Raw genomic sequence first — 26,957 nt, forward strand, 5'->3', positions numbered from 1 at the left:
CACGTAGGAGGGAATTTATTCCCGAAAACACGTAGGAGGAGGCTTGCCTCCGAACCCTGCAACCCCAGCCTCAAAACCACCCACTGCCCTGGCTCCCACGCTCTTCGTGGTAGCCAACGCGTAACAACCCCTGAACCCAAAAAACAAAAAACCGCCAAATTTGGCGGTTTTTTCAATCAACCCCTGCTATCTCAACAAACACAAAAACACGCAGAAAGCGTAATCCATCGATTACTTGTAATAGGCTTCCACTTCACCCTTCAGCTTCATCAGCATCGGACGACCATAACGGTCTTTAGCCACTGGCGAAGACACCTTCACCCAACCTTCGCTGATGTTGTATTCCTCAACATCGTTACGCTCTTTACCCTTAAAACGAATACCAATGTCATGCTCAAAGCACGCTTCAACATAATGCGGGCTACGCGGGTTAATGGACAAATGGTTCGGCAGTTCTGGTTTGGAATCAGACATAATCTGGTGCGGCCTTGTAGTCAGTTTTAGCTGGCACGGATTGTATATGCGCCACCTGTACCGCTCAACCAGCACAATACCGTCATTCCGAACAACCTCCTCCGGGAGCGCGGGCGGCCCGCCCGCATTAAAAACACACATGTAAGAGGAAGCTTGCCTCCGAACCAAACATCACATCAACCAAACGGCCCAAACCAGCCCACGACCAATTCACCGCAAACCCCGAATAGCCTCCTCGGCAACGTCCATAGCCTCCCGAACATGTTCATCAGCCATCAACTCGCCACAAAAGCGCAACACAAGAGGATTACTTTCAGGATCTTCTGCTGGCAACGTTTTGCCATACAGCATAGGAACCGCCCCAGCCCGCTCTCGCACCACCGTCGCCAAATGAGCAAACCGCGCCTTAACGTCAGCATGTGATAATTTGCCGTCAGAGTAGCGACCGACAATACCATTACCCCAACTCCACGCCTGATCCTGAAGCCAGGCGTTCGGCTGCTCCGTCAAACAGGTAGCCATGGCAAAATCCCTGACCGACTCCGACACGCCATCATCAGGACCATGAAAGCGTGTCACGCTACAGCCCGATGCCAAGGCAATCCAAAGCAACACCCCGAGAAAACCGGCAACAACCCTCAAATCCCTGACCCTCTTAACGCAAGCCATCGCATTTCAATCAGCGCATCACCTCCATTAAATTCACCACACAGCAACATGAATGCTGGGATTCGGTGTGGCAGCCGATGAACGCGGCGCTCCGGCACTTTCAAGCCCAGGGAACACGGAAGGCCCGCCCGACAAAACCCAACCGTCTATCCGGGAGCGCGGTGGTCCGGCACTCCGGCCGCTGGCCCGCATCAAGCGCATTACAACAACGCCGCCGGATCTTGCCGATAAAACAACCCCAACTGCTCATACACATCAGGCAACGCCTGCTTCAACGTAACCGGCGCCTCAAAAAACGTCTCACTACACACCGCAAAAAACTCCGCCGGACTGGTCAGCCCATACGGATCAATCGGCAGCATGTCATGCAACGCGCTCTCGCCATGCAATCCATGCTTATGCGCCTTGCCTTGATGAAAATCGTGATGATGAAACACCAGTCCCTGCAACTGCAGCCAAGCCGACTCAAAAACATCATGCCACTGATGCGCACTCATACCTTTATGCAGCGGCGGCGCACAATTGGCACCCTCCTTCAGCATATCCAGCTTATGCGCCAGCTCATGAATCACCACGTTGCCAGCCTTGCCCGAACGGGCGTGAGGGCCACAATGCTGAATAGCATCCCATGATAGAATCACCGGCCCGCGCTGCCAGGCCTCGCCGCTCAAACCCGGGCCAGTTTCATGCATCACCCCATCATCACTGCGATACGGCCGTTTAGGACGAAAATCCCCCTCGTAAACAATCAGGGTTTGCCACTCGTCATACCAACTTAAGCCCAGGTTCAAAATCGGCACACAGGCCATGGTCGCCACTTTCAGGCAAATTGGCCCCGTCGGCTCAAAACCCCGACCCGACGCAAACACCTTGTGCACCAAAAACCGCAACGTCAGCTCAAACAACTGCTGACGCTCGGCGTCGGAATAACGCTCTAATACCTGCCAGCCAGCGTTGGCGGCATCCCAATCGGCGCGGGTAAAACCCAGCTGCTGGATATGACGGTGTTCCAGCCAGTGGTCTATTGGTTCAAACAAGGAATGACTCCGTACCGTAGGATGCTAATAGCCCAGGCGTATTACATCAGCCATCAAACACCATGAAACCGATATATCCGCCCGTTTTCATTCACCTCAGCAACCTTTCTCAAAGCCTCGGCTGCAGACAAGCCAAACTTCTGCGTAAGAACAGCGAACAGGTGATAGAACTCAGATTTCAGGTCAGCCGCAAAAATGCCGGGGTCATCTGACCCCAGACAAATTGACATCGGCACATCGCCTTCAATTACTTCTCCCGGCAACCCCATCCAACGGAAGATATGGTGTTCACTGACCTCTCTATACTGGCTGATGCGGGTATTACTGGTCGGTGGACATTCGATGGCAATGTTGCGGGTACGAAGCTTGTTCATTACCACCTGCTGCAACGCGATAACCGCGCCGTCCGGCAAACACTCCAGCTCAACATTCACATACAACTCACGTTGTTTTCGCACTTCGTTATCCGTCAACCAACGCTTGTACAACGCCAGCGGCCGCTTCATCCCCGGTTTTTTAGCCAATTCCCTAGCGCTCTCGAACTCATCCAGCCACAGTGATTTCGGTTTTAGAGGCTCGTCCAGCTCACCAAGCAACCCCTCGGATTCAGCCAACATCCCACGTAATTCAAAGATTTGATCCAGTGTGGTAATCGATATTTCTTCTTCAAGCGCGAAAACCTCATGAGCCAGGCACACAGCTTCAATCGCAGCATGATTGGCGTAGCGCAGTAATTCAGGATGACTGCGCAGCTCGCGCCAGATAAAGATCAGATCCAACAAGCGGGTTTCTTTGGTCATGGCCAAACAGGATGGCAGAGAACGTTTCCAGATTTTTGGCGTGATACCAATCGCAGTGCAATGCCCAAGACGATCACCATTACGCAATGGTAAAAACTTCACTGCATCGTCAATAAAGCGAATACCACTGATCAAATGAGGAAAGTCTTCGCCGACGTGATAGGTAAAATGCGCAATACCGGATTTGGCCAATACCCTAAACAAGGGTGCAAACAACTCAGGTGGCGCATGCATTTCATTGGCTGCCGCATCCACACCTCGAATCCAGCGCGTCAGGCGCGGTTCGTAATGGAGCAGATCCATTAAAATAGCCGCCTGATTCTTCAAGCCTTGCAACAACTCAGCATAGGGGTATACCTCGTTTTGTTTCGCAGGCTGTTTGATAAAGTGCGGCACCAAAGCCAATTCGGCACACTTGCCATCTGGATCAACCTGTTCAAGGTTGTCGAGCACCTGCGAAAGGTTGAGTGGATTCGCATGTTGCCAATCCAGCGCTGTATGTACCCTCAAATATTCCCAGTAGCCAAGCAAGATACCGAACAGGATTTTCTCCATTTTTTGGGGATCATTCTTCGGAGAAAAACGCCCTTCCAAATAGCGCACCTGAGAATACACACCACTGCCATGAGCGCTTTTAAAGCGAGACAGATACGACTTTTCGGTCTCTTCCCGCAACTCAGTCTTGGTGTATTTCTGGAACTGATCAAAGCCAAAAAAATCATCTCGCTGAACCAGCAAGGTGAGGTACTGATTCTGAATCAGCAGGTAAATCCACAGCAGCCGCTCCAACCCTTCCGGCGCACCATACTGCCAACGGCGAATTAGTTCAGTCATCAACCGGAACTCGGATTCCTGTCTGTATTTGTCATAAGTAGGCCAGACCGCAGTAAACCGATACTCTTGGCCCTGATGCCAAATATCACTCTCCGCCAGTTGCTGCGGGTGCTGCAAGGACGCCATCCACTCCGGAAGCTCTATGCCTTGTGCAATGCGGCAGAGAATTTCCCGAATATTATTGGCAATCTGCAATCGGGCCTTGAAAGTTTCAGGTGTCAGAGTGGAATCTATCTGGGCACAGAGCTGTTTCATTTCCTGAGTCTTCCAGCCCTTCTCAAAATCTCTAACTGTTGTCTCTGGATGTTTCAACGTATCCAGCCAGCACTCTTCCGCACTGGTACTACCGTTCAGATGTTGGTGAGTTTCGTTCAAACGCTCACGGGCAATATAGTCCTCAACCGCCGGGTGATATGGATACAGCGGCCAGCGAAAGTTATAAGCCTGACTGACAGGCCCGGGATTAAACACCTGATGGCAGGCCATAATTGGCAAACACGAAACCCGACTGATCAGAGTTTGCCATTCAGAAAACAAGGCTAGATCGGTTTTCGGACCGTCTTTTTCGTTTTTGATGAACTTTTCAGCGATCAGACGAAGGGCTGAAATGGGACCAAGATTAATACCTCGATTCTGTAAATCCTGCTCCAGTGAGTGCCACTGAGCCAGAGCAACATGATCGGGGAGCGCGCGCCGTCCTTCATACTGAGACAAAAAAACTACATTCAACAATTTATCAGAATGAAGAGTTTCGCCCAGCTTGATTGATATCAACAGACCGCATAGTCTCGAAGACTCTAAAAGATAATCAGTCAAAGACATATTTCAGACCACCGCCATCATCCATCATTGGGCATATTAGGGAATTCATCCAAGTAGATTTCCCCGAAGTATGAATCATCATTTAAAATATCAAGACCTGACTCTCGCAAAATCTTTGAAATTAAAATCCTCAATTGATTCGATTCATCTCGATAATCCTGCCGACCCAGTCCGCCAAATAAAAACGGATGAAATAGAGGGCAACTAACAAGCGAGTAGAATAGCGGATAATTAGACCTCCAACTACCACTACGCCTAGAGACTCTAGCAACCGCCCTTGACAACTTACTTACAAACTCCGAAATCGACCTCACTGGATTTTGACTGATGCTATCTCCTAAGATTGCACTATCTGAACCGCTTCCGACCAAGTCCTCTTCAACAAAAACCGCGTGTAGGAATGCAACCATACATAACTGCATATAAGAATATCGTTGACCAGCACCATTCCCACTACCAGACACTGCCAATTCAAAAATACGCTGAAGATTGAAAAAAAACCGAACCCAGGATTTACCAAGTAGAACGGATGACGGCGCAATTACATAACTAGGGTCATTAATATGTGATACCCATGCATAAACTACCGAGCTGTACTTATCAACGAAAACCCTTCCACTATCATATTCTAAATCTGGCTTCGGTCTAACCGCCCCCCTACCATCTTTCAGCATCCAGTTTGGTGCAATACATGACTTGATCGCACTTTCCTTTCTAAGCAAGGCCTTGACAGAACTTCGATCTTTTTCTGAAGAAACATCGCAAGCAACGCCTATTATATTAAAAATTGAAATATAGTTCGAAAGCTGCTCTCCAGAAACTGAGCTAATAGAACAGGACAATACGACCTTAGAGAACCTTCTTGTTTTAGACACTGCAGAATTGAGATCACTCCGACTTAGCCGTATCCCCCCCAATTGATATATACTCCTTCTATTAACAGGTAGCGCTGCACACAACCGGCTCGACCAATGCGACACACCCTCTTTTCGTCCGACAGCAAGATACGATGAATAATCACTCAGCTCTACATCCCCTGCGGAGAAATATTGCCTATATATACTAATCGACCCACAACCAGAGAACATAAACTTGGCGGAATTGTATAACCCGGCCTCGCACAGCCTAGAAGCCTGAGAAGAAAGATATAATGCCGCCTGCCTCAGACTAGCAATTTCAGATTTGGGCCTTAGGTAAAATCCTGTATTAAAGTCTTGATCAACTTCGACATAAGAAAGTAAGTCCAGACACAAATCATCTATATCATACACATATCCATCACTACCAAACCCATTCCTATAAAGACTACCAAGAAAAACATTGTATAATGAATTCGCCAAAACTGAAGACGGTGCCCCCCCCTCAATGCAACCCACATAGTAGTCTTGTAAAACTTGAATAACCAGACGGACGGGTTGTTTTAAAAATTCATCAACGTATAAATCCAAATCCGTGCCAATACGAAGATGTATCGAATCCTTAAGCATTTTTTCTACTACATCGCCTATAGGTAGATTTTTATTTGAACTCATACGGGAATCACTGGCCACATAAATTTCATAAGAACCATCTGATTCAAGCTCAAGCAAGGTTCTCAGCCTCACTCTTTTTCTAGCAGGTAGCATTTTCAATAGATATTGTTGCTCGAGATGCTCGACCATCTGCGCACGCTCTTTGACATGAAAGCTACTATCCTCCTCACTCAGAGCAACAGAATTATAATTTCCATATTGCATGCCTCTCACAATTTGTGAATAAAGCCGCAAATCACCAGTCATTACAACAACAACCCGATCACTAGTGAAGAACTTGCGAATAGCTTCAAGAACGTCCCAACCAACCCCAAACTGGGTATCTATGTCATCAAAGGAAATCAATATGGCGGTACAGGAAAGAATTTCACAGGCACAATCAATTAATCCAGAGAAAATTTGCCCTAAGTTCTGGCCACCAATGGAATAATCAAGCTGAGCATCCAGATTTAAAGCATCACTAAAATATTCTGGCTTATATTCTTTATCGGTCAGCAAGTGCAAACCTCGTTTAATTCTTTCCAAATGATTCTGCCACTGATCTTTTTTAATTTTATAATCGACAGATGACCAGTCTGATTTCAAAATGTCAGATACAATTTTATTTAGACGAGCTATGACTGTAACCAGAATCGGCTCATGACGAGGTAACTTAGTTGGGTCTATCGTAGGAAGGCATTCGATTTTGGATCCTTCTTTATCCTTGTTCAGGCGTTCAACTACACTATTAACAAAAGTAGTTTTACCAGCACCTCGTGTTCCGTCCACAAAGAATACATTTCGACCCGACTCATCGATAAACTTAACCACATCAGAAGAATTCGCTTTTTTTGATTCGTGCCCAAATGATTTTCTGATGTCGTCAACCAACTGGTCTCGCAACTCCTTCTGAATTAAGTCTTTATCTTTGATTGAGCCGGGAACATTTGGTGCAAACAAGTCGATGATGATGGCGTTTGATGATTCAGTCATATCCGTATTGATCCTGATGAGTTCCTGAAACATCAACTACGCGACTGGCAAGCATCGGTTCAGGAAGAAAATCTATTTGAAAGAAGACTTGAGCAAACTGGTCGTTGATATCGAACAGGTGATCAAACCTCTTGAATTGAAGCCATAATGACGCGCAGCGGCCCAGTTGTGAACCAGAGCCAACGGTTGGAATGGTCTTTTACCAGAAAATATGAACGCAGCCCGACCAGTGTCATGGCTTCTGTCCTGTCCGGTCGGTGAAATCGCGTCGCCGAGACTCATTCGGCAGCTGGAATCCCTGCCTCATTGCTATGCGAGGCGTGGGGTGATTTTCGAACCTAAAGGCTCACAATCACCCGCAGCTGCGCGGGTTATTCGCAAAATGGGGACGGGCCGTCCGCGCTCCCAGCGTGAAATCCATTCACTCACGCGCGACGCCGCCCTCCGTGGAACAACGCGATAGGTAAAAGACAACCGCCAGCCACACCCATCGATGTGATTCCCCACCTCTATTTCACAGCAACCCATCACCAAATGAGTTAGTCTACAACTGTTAGTGGTGGTGGAATCCTGTGCGATGTCAGAGTACCAGTTCGAGAAAATACTCTCCCGACTTGTGGCAGCTGCAATGGCTGATCCTCAATTGGATGCGTTGTATATGTATGGTTCTCATGCCAAAGGTACCGCAAGCAATAAGAGTGATATCGATCTGGCGGTGATTTTCAGTGAGGATGAACAAGACGCCTTGGAGCGTCGACTGCGTCCGGAGCTGTTGGCGCTTGACTGGAATCAGGCACTGGGATTGCCGGAGAATACCCTTTCCATTCTGGATCTGGAGATTGCGCCAGTGCCGCTGGCGATGGCGGTGCTGAAAACGGGAAAGTTACTGGTTAACAAAAACCCGGGGCACGACTTTGAGGTTTGCGGCAAAATCATGTCGCGGTGGGAAATCGATCACCTCTACCACTACCAACATTTCGGCTGATCATCCGCATAAATCAGGAGGTTTTGAACGATGGACTCGACTTACCTGCTTTCTATGAGCGCTCATATTGCCGAGGTAAATGCCGACCTGGAAGATTTGGCTGCCATTTTGACGACCCGATCTTTAAGCCGCTTTGAAACCAAAGCCAGTGAGCGACTGATTCAGACCCTGGCCGAAGCCTGCATTGGAATTGCAAAACATCGCTGTAAGCAGCTGGGCTATCCTGCACCGGAAAATGCTTACATGGCATTCGAGCGGTTATCGGTTAAAGACCCCGATGCCATCGATCTGGCTCAATGGCGCATGGTCATTGGTTTGAGAGATGCGCTGGTGCATGATTATCTGAACATCGACACAAACGTGATTGAGAACCTGATTAAGCAAGAGAAATATCGTCTGATGATCGATTTTGCCAACGATGGTCTTGGTAAACTCAGCGAAGTTAGTTAGGCGGTTGGATCTGGCTTGCTGCATATTTTCGGAAGGGCCCCGCGTGATCAACATGCGCATGCCTGATGGGCACACGTCACCAGACTGGTAACGCGTTCGCAGGCAAGCCTGCTCCTACTACCTGCTTATGCGGACGGGCCGTCCGCGCTCCCGGAATCAAAGCAACGTCAGGAATTCAGTCCCTGCCGATGCTACTTCTCGGCCGCCTGCTCCACTTCCGTTGCGGGCATAAACTGTTGCAAATGCCTCATGGGCAACAGGTACTGAATCTGTGGCCATACCAGTTGAATGCCGACCAATAAACCGACGATGAGCATGGCAGGCCATGCCAGATTGGAAAGGCTGGGAAGTGATAACCCACCATCTTTGGCTCCGAGTACGAAGGCAAATATCAGTGCGAATACGCCGCCGAACATCAATAAGCCAACCAGTCGCTGATGTCTTCTATGCTACGGGCGTTAGCCGGGCTGGATTTGGACACCCGAATTTTGGCGGGCTGGCCTATTACGATGGTGTACTCTTCCATCAAGCCAGTCGTTCCTTCTATTTCCCAGAGTCGGCCGTCGGCCTGGTAGTGGAAGATTTTGAACCAACAGACTCGGATATCCCCTTCCCGATTACGAAAGCTGCGTTTGACCAATCGCACGCAGGTGCCTGTTACTTCATAGGACTGCCGGATGAAGTTTTTGTCGCTTTTTATCAGCCACCAGCCTGCAATGAAAGCCAGTGTTCCAAGGGAAAACAACAGCGTCGGGATCATGAAATTCCTTTTCAATAGTGCGGGTTTGGTTGGCGTTAGTTATACCAGATTTAAATTGCGGTTAACCATTAATGCGGACGGGCCGTCCGCGCTCCAGGAACCATGCCACTCCCGGAATTCAGGCCGTTTCCTAATCAGGGATTCTTCTGGAATTACAGCCGCCCGCACCAACCCACTGTTTATTCGCTTGCCAGCCCAAACTCCCGCAGACGGGTGTTAGTGCCGTAGTAGAAGTCTCGCAGTTTTTTCGGCACGCCATTGAAGTCTGCTTCCGTGTATTCAGTAATCATCATGCCTTTGTTAGCCAGTGCTTTGAGGGTGTTTTGCTCACGGCTTGCCAGCCCTTTGGCAGTGGCGGCTTCCGCGGCTATAAACGACTGGCGAATGGACTGACGGTTAGCTTCACTAAGCGATTCCCACCAGCTTTTCGATACAACAAACACACCCGGAAAGGCCATGTGCCGGGTCAGCATCAGGTGATTGGCTTGCTGGTGCAGTTCCAGGTCGAGGGTAGACGCAAGATCGATATCTACAGCATCAATGCTGCCTTTGACGAACCCCTCACGAATATCCTGCAAATGAATTGGCTGAGGATCTGCGCCCAGCTGTCGATACCAGTTGTAAAACACGTCGTTTGGAAACGTACCAATACGCTTGCCTTTCAACTCGGCGGCCGTCAGTGGCTCTGCGGTCAGTATCACTCTCATGCCCGGAAACACGTACCCCAACACAACCATATTGTGCTGTTCCAATCCGTCACGCATGGCAACCGCCTGAGTATTCGTTGCGGCCGCTCGCATGCTGCCGAGGGTTTTAAACTGATACGGCACCAGCCATCCGTTCAAGGATGGGTCCAGCGTCGTCAGGGAGCCAACTGCAACGATGGCCGCCTGAAGCCGATCCTTGCTCATCAATTCGATAATGCTGGATTCACCTCGCACTTTGGCAAAGCGGGATTCACGCACGCGCATGTCGTTGTTCGTGGTGGTTTCTACCCGCTGTTTGAAGTCTTGCATCAACCGCGACCAGCTATGGTCGGGGGTGGTGATTACGCCAAAGCGCATGGTTTCTGCATGCCCTGTCGTCGCCAGCAGGCTGCACATCAGCGTGGCAGCGGCCAGGCGGGTAATTCTGTTTATTATTTTTCTCATGGGGTCGTCCATTGCATGTCGTCGGCACCGGCTGGCGCACGCTCGGTGTGGTGCCACCGCCTGCCCTTGCTGGCAATTCCCGCTACGCATCAGGGCGCGTTTGGGATACGTCAACCACAAGCAGCAGGGATGGCGAACCAAAGCATCTAACGTCAACGCCTTCCAACCAATACAACTTGTGCGTCTATTGGCCCGTTTTCGGCCCAACTTTCGATCCCGTACCTCAGTGGACAATGATTAACTCGCAAGTATGGGGTTGGCACCCGTCAGAGACTGACCATTAATATCTTTACATTCACTTCACCTTCGCTTCACCCCCCACAGTGGTGCAATGGCTGTGCGTTAACAAACAAGCGCGCAACCAACGACTCATTCTGGAGAAGGTTATGAAACTGCTTACTCAATTTAAAACCAACGCTGTCACCAAAACCGCTGCTGTTCTTACACTGGTGGCCGCTGCCTCACTGCCATCCGTGGCCTCGGCCGAATACCTGGGGCCGGATCATGTCACCGGCAAGAATCTGCAGCAGATTCTGGACAACCCCAAAGACGATCAGCCGGTGCAGCTGTCGGGTTATCTGGTGCGTAAAATCGGTGAAGAAACCTACGTTTTTTCTGACGGCAAACAGGAGATCAATGCTGAAATTGAAAGCGAAGACTTCCCCGCTCAACCTTTTGATGAAAACACGCTGGTACTGATCGTCGGTGAGATCGACTACGACCGCCTGCGTGGCATCGAGGTAGATGTAGACCGCCTGACCATTCAATGAGGGCTTGCGATCCGGCCGGGGAATCTATCTGCCCCGGCCCAGTCCTACTTCCCAACACAGCAAGGAAATAGCCTGCATGAAGGTGCTTATTGTCGACGACAATCGACAGGTTCTCGAAACCCTGATGGATTATCTGGAAGTAAAAGGCATTACCTGCGATTGCGCCTGGAATGGCGAGGCGGCGCTGGAGATCCTCAAACAGCAGCGTTTTGACGTGATCGTGATGGATATCATGATGCCCAAAATGGATGGCATTGCCGCCGTCACTGCCCTGCGCAATCAATTGAACCTGACAACGCCTATTCTATTCCTGACGGCACGGGATGCCCTCGACGACAAAACCGCTGCTTATCAAGCAGGTGGTGACGACTACCTGATCAAGCCCTTCGTTATCGACGAACTCATTTTACGCCTGCAAGCCCTGTGTCGACGGGGCGAGCCGAAAAACACCAACCAGCTGGCCCTTGGTGGCCTGACCTACAAAAGCCAGTCGGACCAATTTTATTGTCATCAACAACCACTGGAGTTGGGGCGAATCCAATCCCGAATACTGCAATTACTGCTGCAACAGCAACCGGCAGTAGTCAGCCGCCAGCACTTGATTGATACCGTATGGGCCGACGAAGAGCCGGATAGCGACGCGCTCAAAAGCCATATTTACGCCTTACGGCAGACGCTGAAAAAACACACAGACAACACCATCCCCACACTTTCCACGGTACACGGCAAGGGGTACAAACTTGAGCTGGTTTGACCCAACCCCATCCGACCACAAGCCCCGGCTATTCCACAAACTGGTGTTAATGACAGGCGCACTGGGCACCTTCAGCATCGCCTTGTTTTGGCTGATCGTAGTGATCGCCGAAGACCAAATGGAAGTCATCAGTCTGCAACGCTGGTTAGACTCTGAAGCCAACCGGGTTGAGCTGCTGTATCAAACCCAGGGTCAATCGCCAGAAGTGTCTAATTCCGCCGAGTTTGTGTTGTATCGCAGTAGCAGTGGCGTGCCTCGATGGCTTCAGGGCTATCAGCAGCCAGGCTTTTTCGAGCACCAGCTTGGGCCTGAAGACAAACATTTTCTGGTACGCCCCGATCCTTCAGGGGACGGCCTTATGTACGTGGTATTCCGCAAGGACGCCGACGATTATCTGGATGACTACGAAGAAACCCTGCATACCGTCACCTTGCTGCTGGGCGTATTTATCTCCCTGCTGATGTATGGCTACGGATGGTATCTGGTTCGCCAAATCTCACGGCCATTGCAGCGGGTGACCGACCGCATTCAACAGATGGGGCCAGACCAGCCCGACTTCACCCTCGATGCGCATTACAAAGAACTGCACCAGATTGAATCTGCCTTGCTGCAAGCCAAACAACGCAACGCCACCTACGTGCAGCGGGAACAGGAATTCAGCCGCTTTGCCGCCCACGAAATCCGAACGCCATTAATGGTTCTGCAAGGCTCCGCTGAGCTACTGCAGCAGCTTGCCAGCCCAACCAATAACGAATCAGCCGTAGCCAATAAAATGGTCACCAAGGCCGCCAGCCGCATACGTGACGCCAGTGAAGATATCACCCTGCTGACCGACGCCTTTTTGCTATTGGGGCTAGAACAGATAGAACCGCAGCATTTTCATAACATCGATTTGGCCAGCCTTGTGCAAACCCAGGCGAAACACGCCGAGCAGCTTTATGACAATCACCACCACGGGCTAATCATCGAGATAACCGATTCGCCAACGCTGACTGCACCGACCAGCTTTGTGGTGATTGCCTTGCGCAACCTGCTGAAAAACGCCTTCGCCCATGGCAACGGCGCGGTTCAACTTCGGTTAACTGACAGCACCCTTGAGGTCAGCAATCCAACACAATCGATGACGAACAGCTCGGAGTCCATCCATACACCCCCCTCAACCCCTGTAAGCCCCGCAAACCCAGAGAAATCAGCCGAAACGGGCTATGGATACGGGCTGGTGATTGTCGAACGCATTGCACAACGACTGAATTGGAAGCTTGTTCAAGAGCACAGTCACGAGCACACCCATAAACAAGAAACCAGCCAATATAAAGCCACGCTGATCTTCAAACACACGATTGAAATACCGCCATCAGGTTCATCGGACGAGAGCTGAGTCAAGGCAAAGGAAATTTGGCTGGCATATGGTGAGCCGACACAAGCACAGGAGAACACCATGGAATTTGATATTGCCATCATCGGCGCAGGGCCAACCGGGCTGAGTTTTGCGTTGTCGTTGCGACAGGCCATCAAAGACCATGATTTGAACGTCGTTGTGATCGAAAAGCAGTCTGAAGCGGCACTAGCCAACCCGGCCTACGACGGCCGCGAAATCGCGCTAACGCACTTGTCGAAAGCCTTGCTGACCGACAACGGCAGCTGGGCCCGCATTCAGTCTGACAACATCTCGCCATTGATGGCCGCCAGCGTGTTGAATGGCAACTCGGATCACCCGCTGCACTTTGAGGCACCGACGCCCCAACCTGCCACACAAGAACAGGAGCCACTGGGCTACCTGATTGCTAACCAGAATATTCGCAAAGCCATTTTTGAAGAATTCAACCACAGCGCTACAGACAACATCACCCTGCTGACAGGACGAACCGTCGCCAGTACCCGCACCAGCCAGGACTGTGGCTACCTGACCCTGGACAACGGCGATGAAATCAAAGCCCAACTGATCGTCGCCGCCGATACCCGTTTTTCCAGCAGCCGCAATCAAATGGGCATTGCCGCTGAATACAACGACTACGGACGCAGCGCCGTATTGTGTGTGGTTGAACACGAGCAACCCAATCACCACACCGCACTGGAATGTTTTCTGTACGGCGGAACCCTCGCAGTACTGCCACTAAATGGCAATCGCAGCTCCGTCGTAATCACGGTGAACTCCGCCGAAGTGCCGGAGTTATTGGCCAAAGAGCCTGGCGAATTCTGTGCAGAGATTGAACGCAAACTGAATGGCAAACTGGGCGTTCTGAAACAAGCAGGAGAACGCTTTCACTACCCCTTGGTGGGTGTGCATGCGCGCCGTTTCTACGCCAATCGCTTTGCCTTGATAGGCGATGCCGCCGTTGGCATGCATCCCGTCACCGCCCATGGGTTCAACCTTGGTTTGGCAGGCCAGGACATACTGGCCAAAGAAATCAGCAAAGCGGCAGCCAGCAATGGCAAGTTCTGGTCAGAGGCGGTATTACAGGCATATCAACGTCAACACATGCCCAACACCCGGGTTCTGTATCACGGCACCAACACGGTCGTCGGCTTGTTCACCAACGATACCTTACCAGCCAAACTGGCTCGTAGCGCCATGCTGCGCATCAGTAACCGACTGCCACCGTTAAAAGAAGCCATCCGTCAGAAGCTGATGCATAAACAAGCGGGACCGATTTTTGGACTGCCCACCCTGCCCCGGTTTTGATCGGCTAATCAGCCACTGATCCACTGGTACGCATACAGCACGGCAAAACACACTGCAAACATAAACGGGCCATAGAAACGGTTGGCCCACAGGATCTCACAGGCGCGCATGCCAAAGCGCGCCTGCATGGTCAGCTGAATGCCCGACATGGGTGAAAACCCCGAACCAATCCCCCAACACATCAGCATGGTCAGGCCCAGCAGGTTCGGATCGCTGACGCTTGGGGCGAGAATACTGCCCGCCAACGCCACCGTGGTTACCGGGTGCATGCCCAGTATTGCCACACCCACCAGTACCAGTAACGTAATGCAGGCTTCCAGTGCACCATAGTGTTGAGGTGCCAACGACAAGTCCAACACCGCCAGTGTGGCTGCCACACCCGATGCCAGCACCGCCGCCCCCAAAAACAACGACACCTCGGAACACAGACCCGGCAAGCCGGTTTTCACATGATTAACCAGCGCATTCGGCTGACATACCGGGTTACCTTGCTTGTCGCGTTTTCTGCCCAGAGTAAAGCGCCACAGCACCGTCACACTGACGGCCAGCAAGGTCACCAGCGTCAGCACCGACACCGCAGGCCAGATCCAATGACAAATCACCACCAGCAGGGCCAACCCCACAGGCATGCCCAGCGAGGACCAACTCAGCGGAAATCCCTGAACCTGATCAAGCTCCGGTTTACGATGAATTTCCCAGGCGGTAAACAGTAAACCAGCCATAGCGACCGGCAAACTGCACGCCACCAGCACCACCAATTGCGACCCCGGTGCACTCAACAGGGTTAACCCCATAGCACCAAAAAATGGCGACCAAAACGCGGCGGTAGAAAACGCTCGGAGAAGCACCATGCCTTGCGGCCGCAGCAATGGTTTACCGCCACTTGCATGAACCAGACGATCACCAACAATCATGGGAGCACTCATATTAAGAACCGAGCCCAAAATGTGGGTGCTGATCATAGTTTTTTGCAGCACGGTACGGCCTTTCGGAAGGTCTTCAGCAGGGGCAATACCGGCCAGCGCCACCAGCCGTAAAAAGCTGACGCCCACCAGCATCGCCAACAACATCTGGTTGCCAGCGACCGCTTTCAGGAAATACAAGGTCGTTTGATTGTCGGCCGGGAATTGGCCGGGTTCGACGCCGGCACTGCCGGTACTCAGCACATCAAAAACTACGGCAAACAACAGCCCCAAAACCCCTGCCGCCACCAGAATGCCAATTTGCTTTCGCTGTGCCGCTTTCAACCGAGGAATTAGTAGAAAAGCCGCCAGCCACAACGGCACACCCGCAATCCATTCCGGGAATGGCAGCAACAACTCCCGCGTCAAAACCATCACCATGGCAAGCAACAACAGGCAGCCCGCCACCACACCGGTTATCGCCAACCCAGAAGGTTCAGTACGAAGAGAGAGCCACGACTGACGCATAAAAAGTTCAAACCCGATCCATTACCAACAAGGAATCGAGTGTGCCAGTATTCAGCACGAAGGCGCAGTGATTTGTTACAAGACAGGCTGTTCTAAGTTAAACCAGCAGGCCCACTAACTGTCGTTAGCGGGCCTGTTTGGCTAGTAAGGAGGAATTGAAGGCGACAGAGCGAAATCAGAACGCTGCGCGGAAGATTTCACAGACTTCGTCAAAGCTTGGCTGAATAGGGTTGGTTAACCCACAGGCGTCTTTCATGGCGTTTTCGGCCAGTACCGGAATGTCCTTCTCGTCTGCGCCCAGCTGTGCCACACCTGCTGGAATGTTCACATCCGCCGCCAGCGTGCGAATCGCTTCAATGCACACCTTGGCCGCCTCATCGGCGCTCAGGCCCTGCACATCACAACCCATTGCCGCGCCCACTTCACCCAATCGAGCATCCGCTGCCCTGGCGTTAAATGACTGAACATGCGGCAGCAAAATGGCATTGCACACCCCGTGTGGCAAGTCGTAAAAACCACCCAGTTGGTGCGCCATGGCGTGCACATAACCCAACGACGCGTTGTTGAACGCCATCCCGGCCAAAAACTCGGCATAGGCCATCGCCTCGCGAGCAGCTGTGTTACTGCCGTCTTCTACCGCTGTACGCAAATTGGCACTGATCAGGCGTACCGCCTGCAAGGCGCAGGCATCCGTGATTGGCGTCGCGGCTGTCGACACATAGGCTTCAATAGCGTGCGTCAGCGCATCCATGCCGGTGGCGGCAGTCAACGCTTTCGGCATACCAACCATCAAATCCGGGTCATTCACCGACAGCACTGGTGTGGTGTGTTTGTCGACGATGGCCATTTTCACGTGGCGTTCATCGTCGGTGATGATGCAAAAGCGGGTCATCTCACTGGCCGTGCCCGCGGTGGTGTTGATGGCTACCAGAGGCAATTGCGGCTTGGCAGACTGGTCGACGCCCTCGTAGTCCTTGATAGAACCACCGTTAGCCGCCACCAGTGCGATGCCTTTGGCGCAATCGTGTGGCGAACCGCCACCCAACGAAATAACGAAGTCACAATCGTATTGTTGCAAAACCGCCAGGCCTGCTTCCACGTTGGCCACATTGGGATTTGGCTTCACCTCGTCGAACACCACCGAAGTGACATCATGCTCAGACAACAGCTCAGCAACTTTGCCGACCATACCAGTCGCAACCAGCGGGGTATCGGTCACAATCAGTGCCTTGCGCCAGCCCCGTGACTGAATGTCAGCAGCTGCCTCCTGCAAGCTGCCGCTGCCCATCAAGTTAACGCTTGGGATATAGAATGCGGTTGCAGTCATGGTCTGCTCCTTCTGGTAAGAACTCACTTTGATAACGACAACCTACTCCTGCCATCGAACGGTAAACTTGATGCAGAGCAAGCCACTGGTCCACTGCCAACAGCAACTTGACCTGTGTCGATAAGACCCTACCGGCTCAAAGACACGATCACCTGATTCAAATTTCCCTGACGCATCACCGCATCCACAAACCAGACTGTCTTTTTAACCAATACCATTGCTGATTGCATGGTTTACCGCTTTCATGCCGTTATACTGCTGCCTTGCGCTTTACAGCCAAGTATCCGAACGACAACACCGACCCAACCGCAGAATTTCACCATGCCGCGCCCGCCGTCTTCCAAGCAGCCTAAAAAATCGTCTTCCAACTCGCCGTCTGATTCCGCTCCCGTAAACCCATGGACTGATCCATCAGCCCGGGCGTCAGGTAAGCAACCCGGAAAGGACGCCGATTCAGGACACCCAAAAGCCAGAACCAAAGGCAAACAACAGACTGTTGGCAGCAAGGCAAAACGTCCGGCTGACAAAGCGAAAAAAGCGCCGCAGCTGCACCCACGCAACCGGCATCAAACGCGCTACGATTTTGATGCGCTGACCAAAGCCAACCCGGACCTGACCCGCTTTATGGTTGTCACACCGGCAGGCAATGACTCCATCGACTTTACCAACCCTGAAGCCATCAAGGTGCTGAACCGTTCGTTGTTGATGCAGTGGTACGGGCTAACACATTGGGACATTCCCGAGGGCTATCTGTGCCCTCCCATCCCTGGCCGCGCTGACTACATCCATAATTTGGCCGACCTGCTGGCCACGACCAATAACGGTAAGATTCCCCTGGGCCGAAAGGTTACTGCACTGGATATTGGCTGCGGTGCCAATTGCATTTATCCAATCATCGGCAACAGTGAATACGGTTGGTCGTTTGTGGCTGCAGACATTCAAGCCGATTCATTGGCATCGGCACAGCGCAACATTGACGCCAACCCAATGCTCAAAGCCAGTGTAAAACTACGTGAGCAAACCGACGCAAATTATTGTTTTAAAAGCATTATTAAATCGAAGTATTTCGTTGACGTTACCCTTTGCAATCCACCATTCCACGAGTCTGCCGAACAGATGGCCCGAGGCAACGAGCGTAAATGGAAGAATTTGGGCAAGTGGGACGGCAAGCAACAAGACCCCAAGCAGCTGAACTTTGGCGGTCAAAGTAATGAGTTGTGGTGCGACGGTGGTGAAGCCGCATTTGTGGCAAGAATGATTCGGGAAAGCCGGGATTACGGACAGCAGGTCGCCTGGTTCACTTCGCTGGTGTCCCGTCAGGCGGCCATCCCTGCACTGAAACACGCTTTGAAAGAAATCGGAGTGAAGCAACAGCGCGTGGTGGAAATGAGTCAGGGGCAAAAATCCAGTCGTTTCATCGCCTGGACCTTCCAAAGCGACAAAGCGTTAGAGACCTGGGCCAAAAACCGCTGGTGATCTAAATCCAATCTGGACTCATAACAAAAACGGCCGCTATTGCGGCCGTTTTTCGTTTTGGTTGCCAGTCACACAGACCCGCAATCAACGATTGTGCTCGACCATATCATCAACGATTTCCTGCTCTTCATGCAGATCATTAACCGCATCGGCCTGCGGCAAAATCAGGTTCAGAACGATGGCGACAATACCGCACAGGCTAACGCCCTGCAGGTGCCAATCACCAGCACCAACGACCATACCGCCAATGCCAAACACCAGTGTCACCGCCACAATCACCAGATTACGCTGAGCACTGAGGTCCACTTTGCCCTTGATCAGAATGTTCATGCCAACACCGGCAATCGAACCAAACAGCAGAATCAGAATACCGCCCATGACCGGCGTCGGAATGGTTTGCAGCAGGGCACCGAACTTGGAAATAAACGCCAGCGAAATAGCAATAACCGCTGCCCAGGTCATCACAACCGGGTTAAATGCCTTGGTCAGCATCACGGCGCCTGTCACTTCAGAGTATGTGGTGTTTGGCGGCCCCCCGAACAAAGAGGCCGCAGATGTCGCCAGACCATCGCCCAGCAAAGTACGGTGCAGGCCCGGCTTTTGAACGTAGTCTTTACCCGTCACACTGCCGATGGCCAGCACGTCACCCACGTGTTCAATCGCTGGCGCAATCGCAACCGGCAGCATGAACAGAATGGCGGCAGGTACAAATTCCGGCATCACAAAACCCGGAATGCTAAGCCAGCTGGCGTTGGAAACCGCAGCGTAATCCACCATGCCGTTCATCGCGGCAATCACGTAACCCACTGCTACGCCAGCCAAAATTGGCACCAAGCGGAAGATCCCTTTGGCAAAGGTGGCGACCAGCAAGGTGGTAATCAGAGCAGGCATAGACACCATCATGGCGTCCGCATACGGGAACAATTGCGCCGACGCATCACCGGTTTTACCCACCGCCATATTGACGGCAATTGGTGCCAGACCCAGACCAATGATCATAATAATTGGCCCGGTCACCACAGGTGGCAACAGGCGATGCAAGAAGCCTGGGCCACGCAACGCCACCAGTGCCGACAGCAACACATACACCAGACCGGCGCAGAACAAACCGCCCATGGCAGCCGCCTGGCCCCAGGTTTCTACCGCAAAAATAATCGGCGCGATAAAGGCGAACGAAGACCCCAAAAACACCGGGATAGAACGCTTGGTTGTCAGCTGAAAAATCAGCGTGCCCAAACCGGCTGTAAACAAAGCCACACTTGGATCAAGACCGGTAATCAAAGGCACCAGAACCAGCGAGCCAAATGCGACGAACAGCATTTGTCCACCCGCCAGCAGCAGTCGCCAACCGCTGTAGAGGTTTTCATTTGTCGTTTGCATGAAGATTCCCCCAGAGAATCAGACCGTCAAAAGTTATAGGAAGGTTTAGCGCGTACAGCTGTCAGCCTATGGCGAGGCAAACCCGCCATAAGCTGTTGGAGAAAAGGTGTTACTTGGTGCCGAAAATTTTGTCGCCAGCATCACCCAGACCCGGGATGATGTAGCCGTCTTCGTTCAGGTGGCTGTCTACGGATGCGGTGTAAATATCAACGTCTGGGTGAGCTTCCTGTACTTTCTTGATGCCCTCTGGTGCCGCAACCAGAACCAGCGCACGAATGCTGGTACAGCCATGCTTTTTCAGCAGGTCGATGGTGGCGATCATGGAGCCGCCGGTGGCCAGCATTGGGTCAATGACCAGTGACATGCGCTGGTCAATGTCGCCCGCCAGTTTGTCGAAGTAGCTGACAGGTTCCAGGGTTTCTTCGTCGCGGTACAGACCCACCACGCTGATCTTGGCGCTAGGCACCAGCTCCAACACACCGTCCAGCATGCCCAGACCAGCACGCAAGATCGGAACAACGGTGATTTTTTTGCCGCGAATGCGCTCACAGGTCACGGAACCACACCAACCGTCCTGTTGGTATTCTTCCAGTTCCAGATCCTTGGTTGCTTCGTAGGTCAGCAGGTTACCCACTTCCCCGGCCAGAATACGGAAGCCGCGAGTGCTCATATTCTGATTACGCATCAAACCGATTTTGTGGCGTACCAGTGGGTGACGAATTTCATGAACGGCCATGCTTACCTCTGTGTTCGTTATGCGGTGGTTCAAAGTGCAGGGATTTTCGCACAGAGGAATCCTGACGCAATGGTCAATATTACGCTTTTGTTAAGAATTAAGGGCTTATCGCAGGTAACGTAGCTACAAATTGGACAGTATGGCGCCACACCGCCATATTCCACCAAAGGCAATACAGAAACGTCCCAAGCAAACATCCCAAACAAGGAACCCAGGTTCATGGCGAACTGCCAAATTATCAATCTGAAGGATCAGCCACAGTGGCTGCCACTGCTGGCCGGCTGGCACTTTGATCAATGGGCCAGTTACTACCCTGGCCAAACCCTTGAAGACTTTGAACGCGACTTAAAGGCCAGCACCTGCTCGGATGGCATTCCTCAAACCTTTGTTGCCATGGTCAACGGTAAACCCGCCGGCTCCGCCAGCCTGCTGGCAGACGATTTTGAACCACGCCCAAACCTGACACCCTGGCTGGCGAGCGTCTACGTCGACCCAAACCACCGCCGCCAAGGCATTGCCAGCCAATTGATTACTGCCGTCGAACAACACGCAGCCGAACTGGCGATTGCACGCCTGTATCTTTTTACGCCGGATCAACAGCACCTCTACCGGGTGTCCGGCTGGCAGGATCATGAAGTAGTGGAACATACAGGCCGTCAGTTCAGCGTGATGACAAAACGGCTTGATTAAAAAACCAGTCGACTGACAAAAGTGTCAAATCACCTCCAAAACCTGAAACAGCGAACGGATGGCTTGACAGTAGCGCCGCCCAACGCCGATAGTTACGATATTGTTTAACCAATGTACCGAAACACGTACTGACCTCTAACGGATTCAAGCTAATGATCACATTCGATCGCGCTTCACGCTCCAGCAGCGTTGCTCGCCAGATTATGATGATTATTCACACTATCAGCAGATTGGTGGGATAGCTTGTAACTGAACAAAAGCTTCTGAAAACCCGCCAAACGGCGGGTTTTTTTATGGCCGCCAAAACGGGAATTCAACAGATCAACAACGAATATTGATTTTTCATCGCAAAGGGTAATGCCATGACAACCGCAGCCAACGACACCAGTCTCGCCAACAACCTGCTCCTGCCACAGTTGCAGGACATTATTGCCGCGGCTGGCCGGATGAAAGGCATTGCCCGCCGCACGCCGTTGCAGCACAGCCAGTACCTTAGCAAGCGTTACAACGCCAACGTGCTGCTAAAGCGAGAAGACCTACAACCGGTGCGTTCCTTCAAATTACGCGGGGCCTACAATCGCATTGTGCAACTCAGCGCCAGCGAACGTGCCCGTGGTGTTGTTTGCGCCAGCGCGGGCAATCACAGCCAGGGCGTCGCCTGGGCCTGTCATGCGTTAGGCATTCAGGGCGTGGTCTACATGCCTGCTAACAGCCCGCTACTGAAAGTGAACAAGGTGCGGGAATTTGGCGGCGAATTCATCAAAGTGGTGCTGACTGGCAACAATTTCGACGAAGCCTGCGCGGCAGCCCGCGAGTACCAGAAACACCACAACGCGTGTTTTATCCACCCGTTTGATGATTTTGATGTCATCAGCGGCCAAGGCACGCTGGCCCTGGAAATATTGCAAGACGCACCCAAAACCATTGATTACCTGTTCGCTCCTGTTGGTGGTGGCGGTCTGGCAGCCGGTGTCGGTACTGTGTTCAAACAGCGTTCATCCGCTACCCGCCTGATTGGCGTCGAGCCCGCCAATGCAGCGGCCCTGAAACACTCGTTACAGGTTGGCAGCAACCAAACGCTTGCCAGCATTGATCCCTTTATTGATGGTGCATCGACACTGCGTGTGGGCGAACTGGGCTTTGAGGTGTGCAAGCAGGCGCTGCACGATGTGCAAGCCATTCCGGATGCCTTGACCTGTCGCGCACTGATCGACCTGTATCAGGAACAAGCCATCGTGGCGGAGCTGTCGGGGTCTCTCAGCGTTGCTGCGCTAGAGCTCAACAAGGAACGCATAGAAGGGAAAACGGTGGTGTGTATCGTCAGTGGCGGCAATAACGACTTCAGCCGTTTTGGGGAAATCCTGCAGCGCGCCAGCCAATAATAGACGCAAGGTAACAAGGTAGAAAAAACAAGAACCGACAAGACACTGGGGGAAGCAACCCAGGAGACTGACAGCGTTCGTCCCAGTGCCCTGTCGGAAGGCGTTTCCGGCAAACTCAGTACATGCTTTCCAGATTGCTCAAACCGGACTTATACACTTCACGGATGGTGGAGGTTGCCTCGGACGTATCGGCGTTGAACGTCGAACTCCAGGTAACCGTCGACTGACCATCAGAAACCGCGGTAACCGTAATACTGGACTGGTATTCGCTCACTGGCAGCGGACCAGACACAATGCGATAGCTGTAGCTCATACCAGCATCGTCGCGGGCCGTTTCTTCTTCAACAATGACAGCATCGTTGTGCAGTACCAGATGACGGAATTCTGCCATCTGTCGACTGATTTTCACCGCTGGATGCCAGCGATTCATGTTGTTGTACTCGCCTACCACAGCCCACACTTCGGCTGCGGGTGCATCGACTGTCACCGATTCCGATACCGCTGCTGGACCCGTACCTCCGCCCAAATGCGCGCAACCTTCTGCCAGCATGGCGCCGCCCATGGCCAAGGATAAAAATGCTGTTTTCATCTGATTCCCCGTGAATTGCTGTTATGGGAAACCACAGCATGGCCTGTCACTCAGGCAACAGACATTGTGCTTTTAGTGCAATCTTCCTCGTTCAAGCGGACCACACCAACACCCCACTGCCCCGCCAAAAGGACAAGACAAAACGGGCAACGCATAATTCACCAGGGACCCTCTGAAAAACTCTGCACAGCTCTCGGCTCTGGCTTCCTGCTTCGCCCTACCTCCTGCATCCATGCAGTCGTGCGCGTGTCCTGCAGGTTGTCATTGGCTCTTTACAACACCCCCGCGGCGAATGCAGCGGAATGGCTGGCCCTTTCCAAGTTCGCCAACACCGTTCTGGCGGCCTGCAGGCCGCGCCCTAAGGGGATGGCAGAGCATTGCTGACTCTGTGTCGCTGATTTTTGACTTGACCCGTCAGGACTGCAAATCAGCTTCGTGATTCAGCGTCGCCCTGTCATCCAGAGCGGGCACCGAGCTTTTCAGAGGGCCCTAGTCAAGACCCAGCTAAAGATAACGGTATAAGTCAGGCATTAAAGCCGCGCAGCTGGGCACGAAATGCAATTTTATCGAGCATATCGCGCATACTGCTGGTGAAAAACATTACCAACGGTGGGCTGTAGTTATCGGCTGGCTCCAGCACTTTGGCGCTAACCAGCGCATAGCGGGACTTCAGTTTTTCCAACAATCGCTCGCCCGGCAACAGGGTTTCCAGCTCCCGCAGTTCGCTGCGAATCAGGCTGTCGCGTTGCACCATTGCCGCCACATCGGCCTCTGGCAGGTGGCCCGCCAATGCTGGCCATTCCTGCAACAGATAACCCAGATTTTGCATCGCAAAGGCAACATCCATTTTTGCCAGCGCCTGATCCAACTGGCTCTGGTTATTCACTTCCATCGCAGCCAGCAGCTCGTCCAACTGACGCCAGCCATTCATTAGACGTTGTACTTGGGCCAAACTGAATTGCTGTCGGGATTCTTCCATCAACCCCAAAAAGTGCTGTAAGGACGATACCACCGGAGCCGGCAGCGCTGGCCGCTGCTGCCAATCTGTCAGGTCTTCAACCGTTGCTTGCAGCTGCTTATTGACCAGGCCTTGTTTGTGACGATCCACCTGCTGCAATTGCAACAGACTGCTTACCGAATCGACCGCCACCAGACGCGCTTCTTGTGCACCAGATACAACTGCCTGCGACGGCATAGCCAGTGAACACAATGCCACCAGCACAGACAACACACCGAATTGACGCTTGCGCGTACCAACGCCCGAAGAAATAGAGAAAAAACCAGAGAACGAAAGAGCCGATAACACCGCTCGAGATTTGGAAAGCAGCAAACGCGCGTAGCCGGAAGCTAAGCCCGCCGCGCCAAAAGACCTGAACATATTGAAACCCTGCAATTGAAGATTCTTGTTTTTTTCCAATGTACAGGATCACTGACCGCTGATGGATTACAGCTTGTGCAGCTCACATTCCATTTTGATATTTGTCGATTTGGAAAATATTCAATCTGGCCCACGCACCATCATAATAACATCGCCAGACCACAGCCAGATTCCGGATTCCCTTCTATCGCTGTTGCTGCTGTGATAGGTTGCGCGGCTTTTTTAAAATCGACTTAACCGGCTTTCACTCCGAAGGCCAAAGCGGAGCACCTTCCATGATCTGTGGTTTTGACTATGGCACATCCAACTGCGCGATCGGCGTCGCCAACAACGACACCATCCAACTGGCCAGCGTTGATGGTGACAAGTCCTTTATGCCATCGGCACTGTATGCACTGGGTCGAGAGCTGATCACAGAACAGGTCGGCCTGGCGCTGCCCGCAGGCGCACAACGTGAAGCCTTCGTAGAGAGTCGTCGCGGCCAGCTTGGGCTAGCCCGTCGTGTGCGTGATGATTTGGGTCTGGCCCCCGCCAGTCCCGGCGAAGACCCGGTAATGTTTGTTGGCCAGCAAGCGTTTGAGCATTATTTTGCCGACCCCGAAGAAGGCTACTTTGTGAAGTCGCCAAAGTCCTATTTGGGTGCCAGCGGGCTGCGGCCGGAATTCATGCAGTTTTTTGAAGACATCGTGACGGCCATGATGCAAACCGTTAAGCAGCGCGCTGAACATTCGCTCCAGCAAACGCTAACCCATACGGTGATTGGCCGCCCGGTAAACTTCCAGGGCTCACTGAGTACCGACAGCGGTGCCGAGCAGAGTAACCGTCAGGCCATTAGCATCCTGACCACCGCCGCCAAGCGCGCCGGTTTTCAAGAAGTCGAATTTCAATATGAGCCCATTGCAGCTGGGCTGAGCTTTGAACGTGGACTGACCGAAGAAAAAACCGTGCTGGTCGTCGATATCGGCGGTGGTACCAGCGACTGCGCCATGGTACGCATGGGGCCTCAACGTCGCGCCAACACCGACCGCAGCGCTGATTTTCTGAGCCATACCGGTGAGCGTATTGGTGGTAACGACCTCGACATCGCACTGGCGGCCAAACAACTGATGCCTCTGTTTGGCCTCACTGCCGACCTGAAAAGCGGCAAGCCAATGCCAACCAAAACCTTTCTGGATGCCGTCAGCACCAATGACGTTGGTGCCCTGCAGCGTTTCAACAGCCTTGAAACCCAACTCTATCTGGAGCAATTACAGCGCGACTGTCTGCAACCGGAATTGATTGGCCGCCTGATCAAGCTGCAACAGTACAAGCAGAATCAGCAATTGGTGCGTGGTGCCGAGAACGCCAAGATTCATCTGTCGGAACAAGCCAGCGTCAGCGTGCCGCTGGAGTTTGTTGAAGCCGCCCTGTCTGCCGAGATATCCCAGCAGCAACTAAAGGACGCCATCAACCGTCCATTGGAACGCATCACTGAATTAATGGCAGAGGCCGTAGCCAATGCCGACACCAGGCCTGATCTGGTGTTTGTAACGGGTGGCAGCGCTCGTTCTCCTATTATTCGTGAAGCCGTGGCGAGAACACTGGGCGATATTCCGTTGTTGGATGGTGACCACTTCGGCAGCGTAGTCTCCGGCCTGACCGAATGGGCGCAGCGCATCTATCGCTAATGGCATCTTTGAGATCAATATAGAGCCGTTGCTTACTGACAAGCAATTCAGCAACGGTTCAAATATTGATCAAACGTAATACAGGTCACAGTACCGATTGAACCTGCTTGAGTTGTTGCCTGTCCCAACCGATGCTGCAAGAGCTTGTGGAATCATTCTGCCCCACCTTTCGGGCTTGTAACGAGGCTTTTCAGGGGCTTCGTACCGTT

24 protein-coding genes are annotated in these 26,957 nt (G+C 52.3%); 10 read left to right on the forward strand and 14 right to left on the reverse strand.

The annotated features are described in order from the left end of the window. Positions 1 to 231: 231 nt before the first annotated feature. The 5 genes from ACXADJ_RS06640 to ACXADJ_RS06660 all read right to left on the reverse strand — a co-directional run bounded on the left by ACXADJ_RS06640 (position 232) and on the right by ACXADJ_RS06660 (position 7,140). A complete protein-coding gene (locus tag ACXADJ_RS06640; protein WP_028292854.1) occupies positions 232 to 474 on the reverse strand; it encodes a DUF3297 family protein in 243 nt (80 codons plus the stop codon). 210 nt (positions 475 to 684) lie between these two features. After that, positions 685 to 1,116 carry a hypothetical protein gene (locus tag ACXADJ_RS06645; protein ID WP_475064209.1) on the reverse strand — a complete coding sequence of 144 codons (432 nt, stop codon included), beginning with the start codon at positions 1,114 to 1,116 and terminating at the stop codon, positions 685 to 687. A 227-nt stretch (positions 1,117 to 1,343) separates the two neighbouring features. Continuing rightward, positions 1,344 to 2,180, reverse strand: a complete 837-nt coding sequence (locus ACXADJ_RS06650; protein ID WP_475064210.1) for a M90 family metallopeptidase — start codon at positions 2,178 to 2,180, stop codon at positions 1,344 to 1,346. 53 nt (positions 2,181 to 2,233) lie between these two features. Further along, positions 2,234 to 4,636: an adenosine deaminase gene (locus ACXADJ_RS06655; protein ID WP_475064211.1), complete on the reverse strand. Its 2,403-nt coding sequence runs from the start codon at positions 4,634 to 4,636 to the stop codon at positions 2,234 to 2,236. A 17-nt stretch (positions 4,637 to 4,653) separates the two neighbouring features. Further along, positions 4,654 to 7,140 carry an archaeal ATPase gene (locus ACXADJ_RS06660; protein ID WP_475064212.1) on the reverse strand — a complete coding sequence of 829 codons (2,487 nt, stop codon included), beginning with the start codon at positions 7,138 to 7,140 and terminating at the stop codon, positions 4,654 to 4,656. A 577-nt stretch (positions 7,141 to 7,717) separates the two neighbouring features. On the opposite strand from ACXADJ_RS06660, the gene mntA reads away from it, so the two are divergent. Continuing rightward, positions 7,718 to 8,125, forward strand: a complete 408-nt coding sequence (mntA, locus tag ACXADJ_RS06665) for a type VII toxin-antitoxin system MntA family adenylyltransferase antitoxin (RefSeq protein WP_475064213.1) — start codon at positions 7,718 to 7,720, stop codon at positions 8,123 to 8,125. A 30-nt stretch (positions 8,126 to 8,155) separates the two neighbouring features. Beyond that, positions 8,156 to 8,575 carry a type VII toxin-antitoxin system HepT family RNase toxin gene (hepT, locus tag ACXADJ_RS06670; protein ID WP_475064214.1) on the forward strand — a complete coding sequence of 140 codons (420 nt, stop codon included), beginning with the start codon at positions 8,156 to 8,158 and terminating at the stop codon, positions 8,573 to 8,575. 191 nt (positions 8,576 to 8,766) lie between these two features. Here hepT and ACXADJ_RS06675 read toward each other — a convergent pair whose 3' ends face one another. The 3 genes from ACXADJ_RS06675 to ACXADJ_RS06685 all read right to left on the reverse strand — a co-directional run bounded on the left by ACXADJ_RS06675 (position 8,767) and on the right by ACXADJ_RS06685 (position 10,486). After that, positions 8,767 to 8,892, reverse strand: a complete 126-nt coding sequence (locus tag ACXADJ_RS06675) for a hypothetical protein (protein ID WP_475064215.1) — start codon at positions 8,890 to 8,892, stop codon at positions 8,767 to 8,769. A gap of 98 nt (positions 8,893 to 8,990) precedes the next feature. Continuing rightward, entirely contained in the window at positions 8,991 to 9,335 is a 345-nt protein-coding gene (locus ACXADJ_RS06680; RefSeq protein ID WP_475064216.1) for a hypothetical protein, read from the reverse strand. A gap of 179 nt (positions 9,336 to 9,514) precedes the next feature. Then, a complete protein-coding gene (locus tag ACXADJ_RS06685; protein ID WP_475064217.1) occupies positions 9,515 to 10,486 on the reverse strand; it encodes a TRAP transporter substrate-binding protein in 972 nt (323 codons plus the stop codon). A gap of 386 nt (positions 10,487 to 10,872) precedes the next feature. On the opposite strand from ACXADJ_RS06685, the gene ACXADJ_RS06690 reads away from it, so the two are divergent. The 4 genes from ACXADJ_RS06690 (at position 10,873) to ubiM (ending at position 14,693) form a co-directional block, all read left to right on the forward strand. Continuing rightward, complete coding sequence (locus ACXADJ_RS06690; protein ID WP_475064218.1) at positions 10,873 to 11,256, forward strand: YgiW/YdeI family stress tolerance OB fold protein; 384 nt, start codon at positions 10,873 to 10,875, stop codon at positions 11,254 to 11,256. 76 nt (positions 11,257 to 11,332) lie between these two features. Continuing rightward, complete coding sequence (locus ACXADJ_RS06695; protein WP_475064219.1) at positions 11,333 to 12,010, forward strand: response regulator transcription factor; 678 nt, start codon at positions 11,333 to 11,335, stop codon at positions 12,008 to 12,010. Beyond that, on the forward strand, positions 11,997 to 13,388 hold the full coding sequence (locus tag ACXADJ_RS06700) for a sensor histidine kinase (RefSeq protein ID WP_475064220.1): 1,392 nt from the start codon (positions 11,997 to 11,999) through the stop codon (positions 13,386 to 13,388). The genes ACXADJ_RS06695 and ACXADJ_RS06700 overlap by 14 nt, the downstream gene beginning before the upstream one ends. A 60-nt stretch (positions 13,389 to 13,448) precedes the next feature. Next, on the forward strand, positions 13,449 to 14,693 hold the full coding sequence (ubiM, locus tag ACXADJ_RS06705; protein ID WP_475064221.1) for a 5-demethoxyubiquinol-8 5-hydroxylase UbiM: 1,245 nt from the start codon (positions 13,449 to 13,451) through the stop codon (positions 14,691 to 14,693). 8 nt (positions 14,694 to 14,701) lie between these two features. Here ubiM and ACXADJ_RS06710 read toward each other — a convergent pair whose 3' ends face one another. Beyond that, on the reverse strand, positions 14,702 to 16,123 hold the full coding sequence (locus ACXADJ_RS06710; protein ID WP_475064222.1) for a hypothetical protein: 1,422 nt from the start codon (positions 16,121 to 16,123) through the stop codon (positions 14,702 to 14,704). A gap of 175 nt (positions 16,124 to 16,298) precedes the next feature. After that, positions 16,299 to 17,450: an L-threonine dehydrogenase gene (gene yiaY / locus ACXADJ_RS06715; RefSeq protein WP_475064223.1), complete on the reverse strand. Its 1,152-nt coding sequence runs from the start codon at positions 17,448 to 17,450 to the stop codon at positions 16,299 to 16,301. Positions 17,451 to 17,771: 321 nt separating this feature from the next. On the opposite strand from yiaY, the gene rlmF reads away from it, so the two are divergent. Continuing rightward, a complete protein-coding gene (gene rlmF, locus ACXADJ_RS06720) occupies positions 17,772 to 18,926 on the forward strand; it encodes a 23S rRNA (adenine(1618)-N(6))-methyltransferase RlmF (RefSeq protein ID WP_475064224.1) in 1,155 nt (384 codons plus the stop codon). A gap of 84 nt (positions 18,927 to 19,010) precedes the next feature. Here rlmF and ACXADJ_RS06725 read toward each other — a convergent pair whose 3' ends face one another. Together ACXADJ_RS06725 and upp are read right to left on the reverse strand one after the other, a co-directional pair. Next, on the reverse strand, positions 19,011 to 20,306 hold the full coding sequence (locus ACXADJ_RS06725) for a uracil-xanthine permease family protein (protein WP_475064225.1): 1,296 nt from the start codon (positions 20,304 to 20,306) through the stop codon (positions 19,011 to 19,013). 109 nt (positions 20,307 to 20,415) lie between these two features. After that, entirely contained in the window at positions 20,416 to 21,042 is a 627-nt protein-coding gene (gene upp, locus ACXADJ_RS06730; RefSeq protein WP_475064226.1) for a uracil phosphoribosyltransferase, read from the reverse strand. Positions 21,043 to 21,261: 219 nt separating this feature from the next. Here upp and ACXADJ_RS06735 point away from each other — a divergent pair, with 219 nt between their 5' ends. Together ACXADJ_RS06735 and ilvA are read left to right on the forward strand one after the other, a co-directional pair. Continuing rightward, positions 21,262 to 21,732: a GNAT family N-acetyltransferase gene (locus ACXADJ_RS06735; protein WP_475064227.1), complete on the forward strand. Its 471-nt coding sequence runs from the start codon at positions 21,262 to 21,264 to the stop codon at positions 21,730 to 21,732. A 362-nt stretch (positions 21,733 to 22,094) separates the two neighbouring features. Continuing rightward, a complete protein-coding gene (ilvA, locus tag ACXADJ_RS06740; protein WP_475064228.1) occupies positions 22,095 to 23,114 on the forward strand; it encodes a threonine ammonia-lyase IlvA in 1,020 nt (339 codons plus the stop codon). 115 nt (positions 23,115 to 23,229) lie between these two features. Here the strand turns inward: ilvA and ACXADJ_RS06745 are convergent, their stop codons facing one another. Further along, complete coding sequence (locus ACXADJ_RS06745) at positions 23,230 to 23,703, reverse strand: SRPBCC family protein (RefSeq protein WP_475064229.1); 474 nt, start codon at positions 23,701 to 23,703, stop codon at positions 23,230 to 23,232. Between the two features lie 523 nt (positions 23,704 to 24,226). Continuing rightward, positions 24,227 to 25,081: a hypothetical protein gene (locus ACXADJ_RS06750; protein ID WP_475064230.1), complete on the reverse strand. Its 855-nt coding sequence runs from the start codon at positions 25,079 to 25,081 to the stop codon at positions 24,227 to 24,229. A gap of 275 nt (positions 25,082 to 25,356) precedes the next feature. Between ACXADJ_RS06750 and yegD the strand changes: the two genes are divergently transcribed. Continuing rightward, positions 25,357 to 26,748 (forward strand): molecular chaperone, encoded by a 1,392-nt coding sequence (yegD, locus tag ACXADJ_RS06755; RefSeq protein ID WP_475064231.1) that lies wholly within the window; start codon positions 25,357 to 25,359, stop codon positions 26,746 to 26,748. Positions 26,749 to 26,957 lie beyond the last annotated feature (209 nt).

It is taken from the genome of Oceanobacter sp. ABM4_470, from assembly GCF_056158645.1.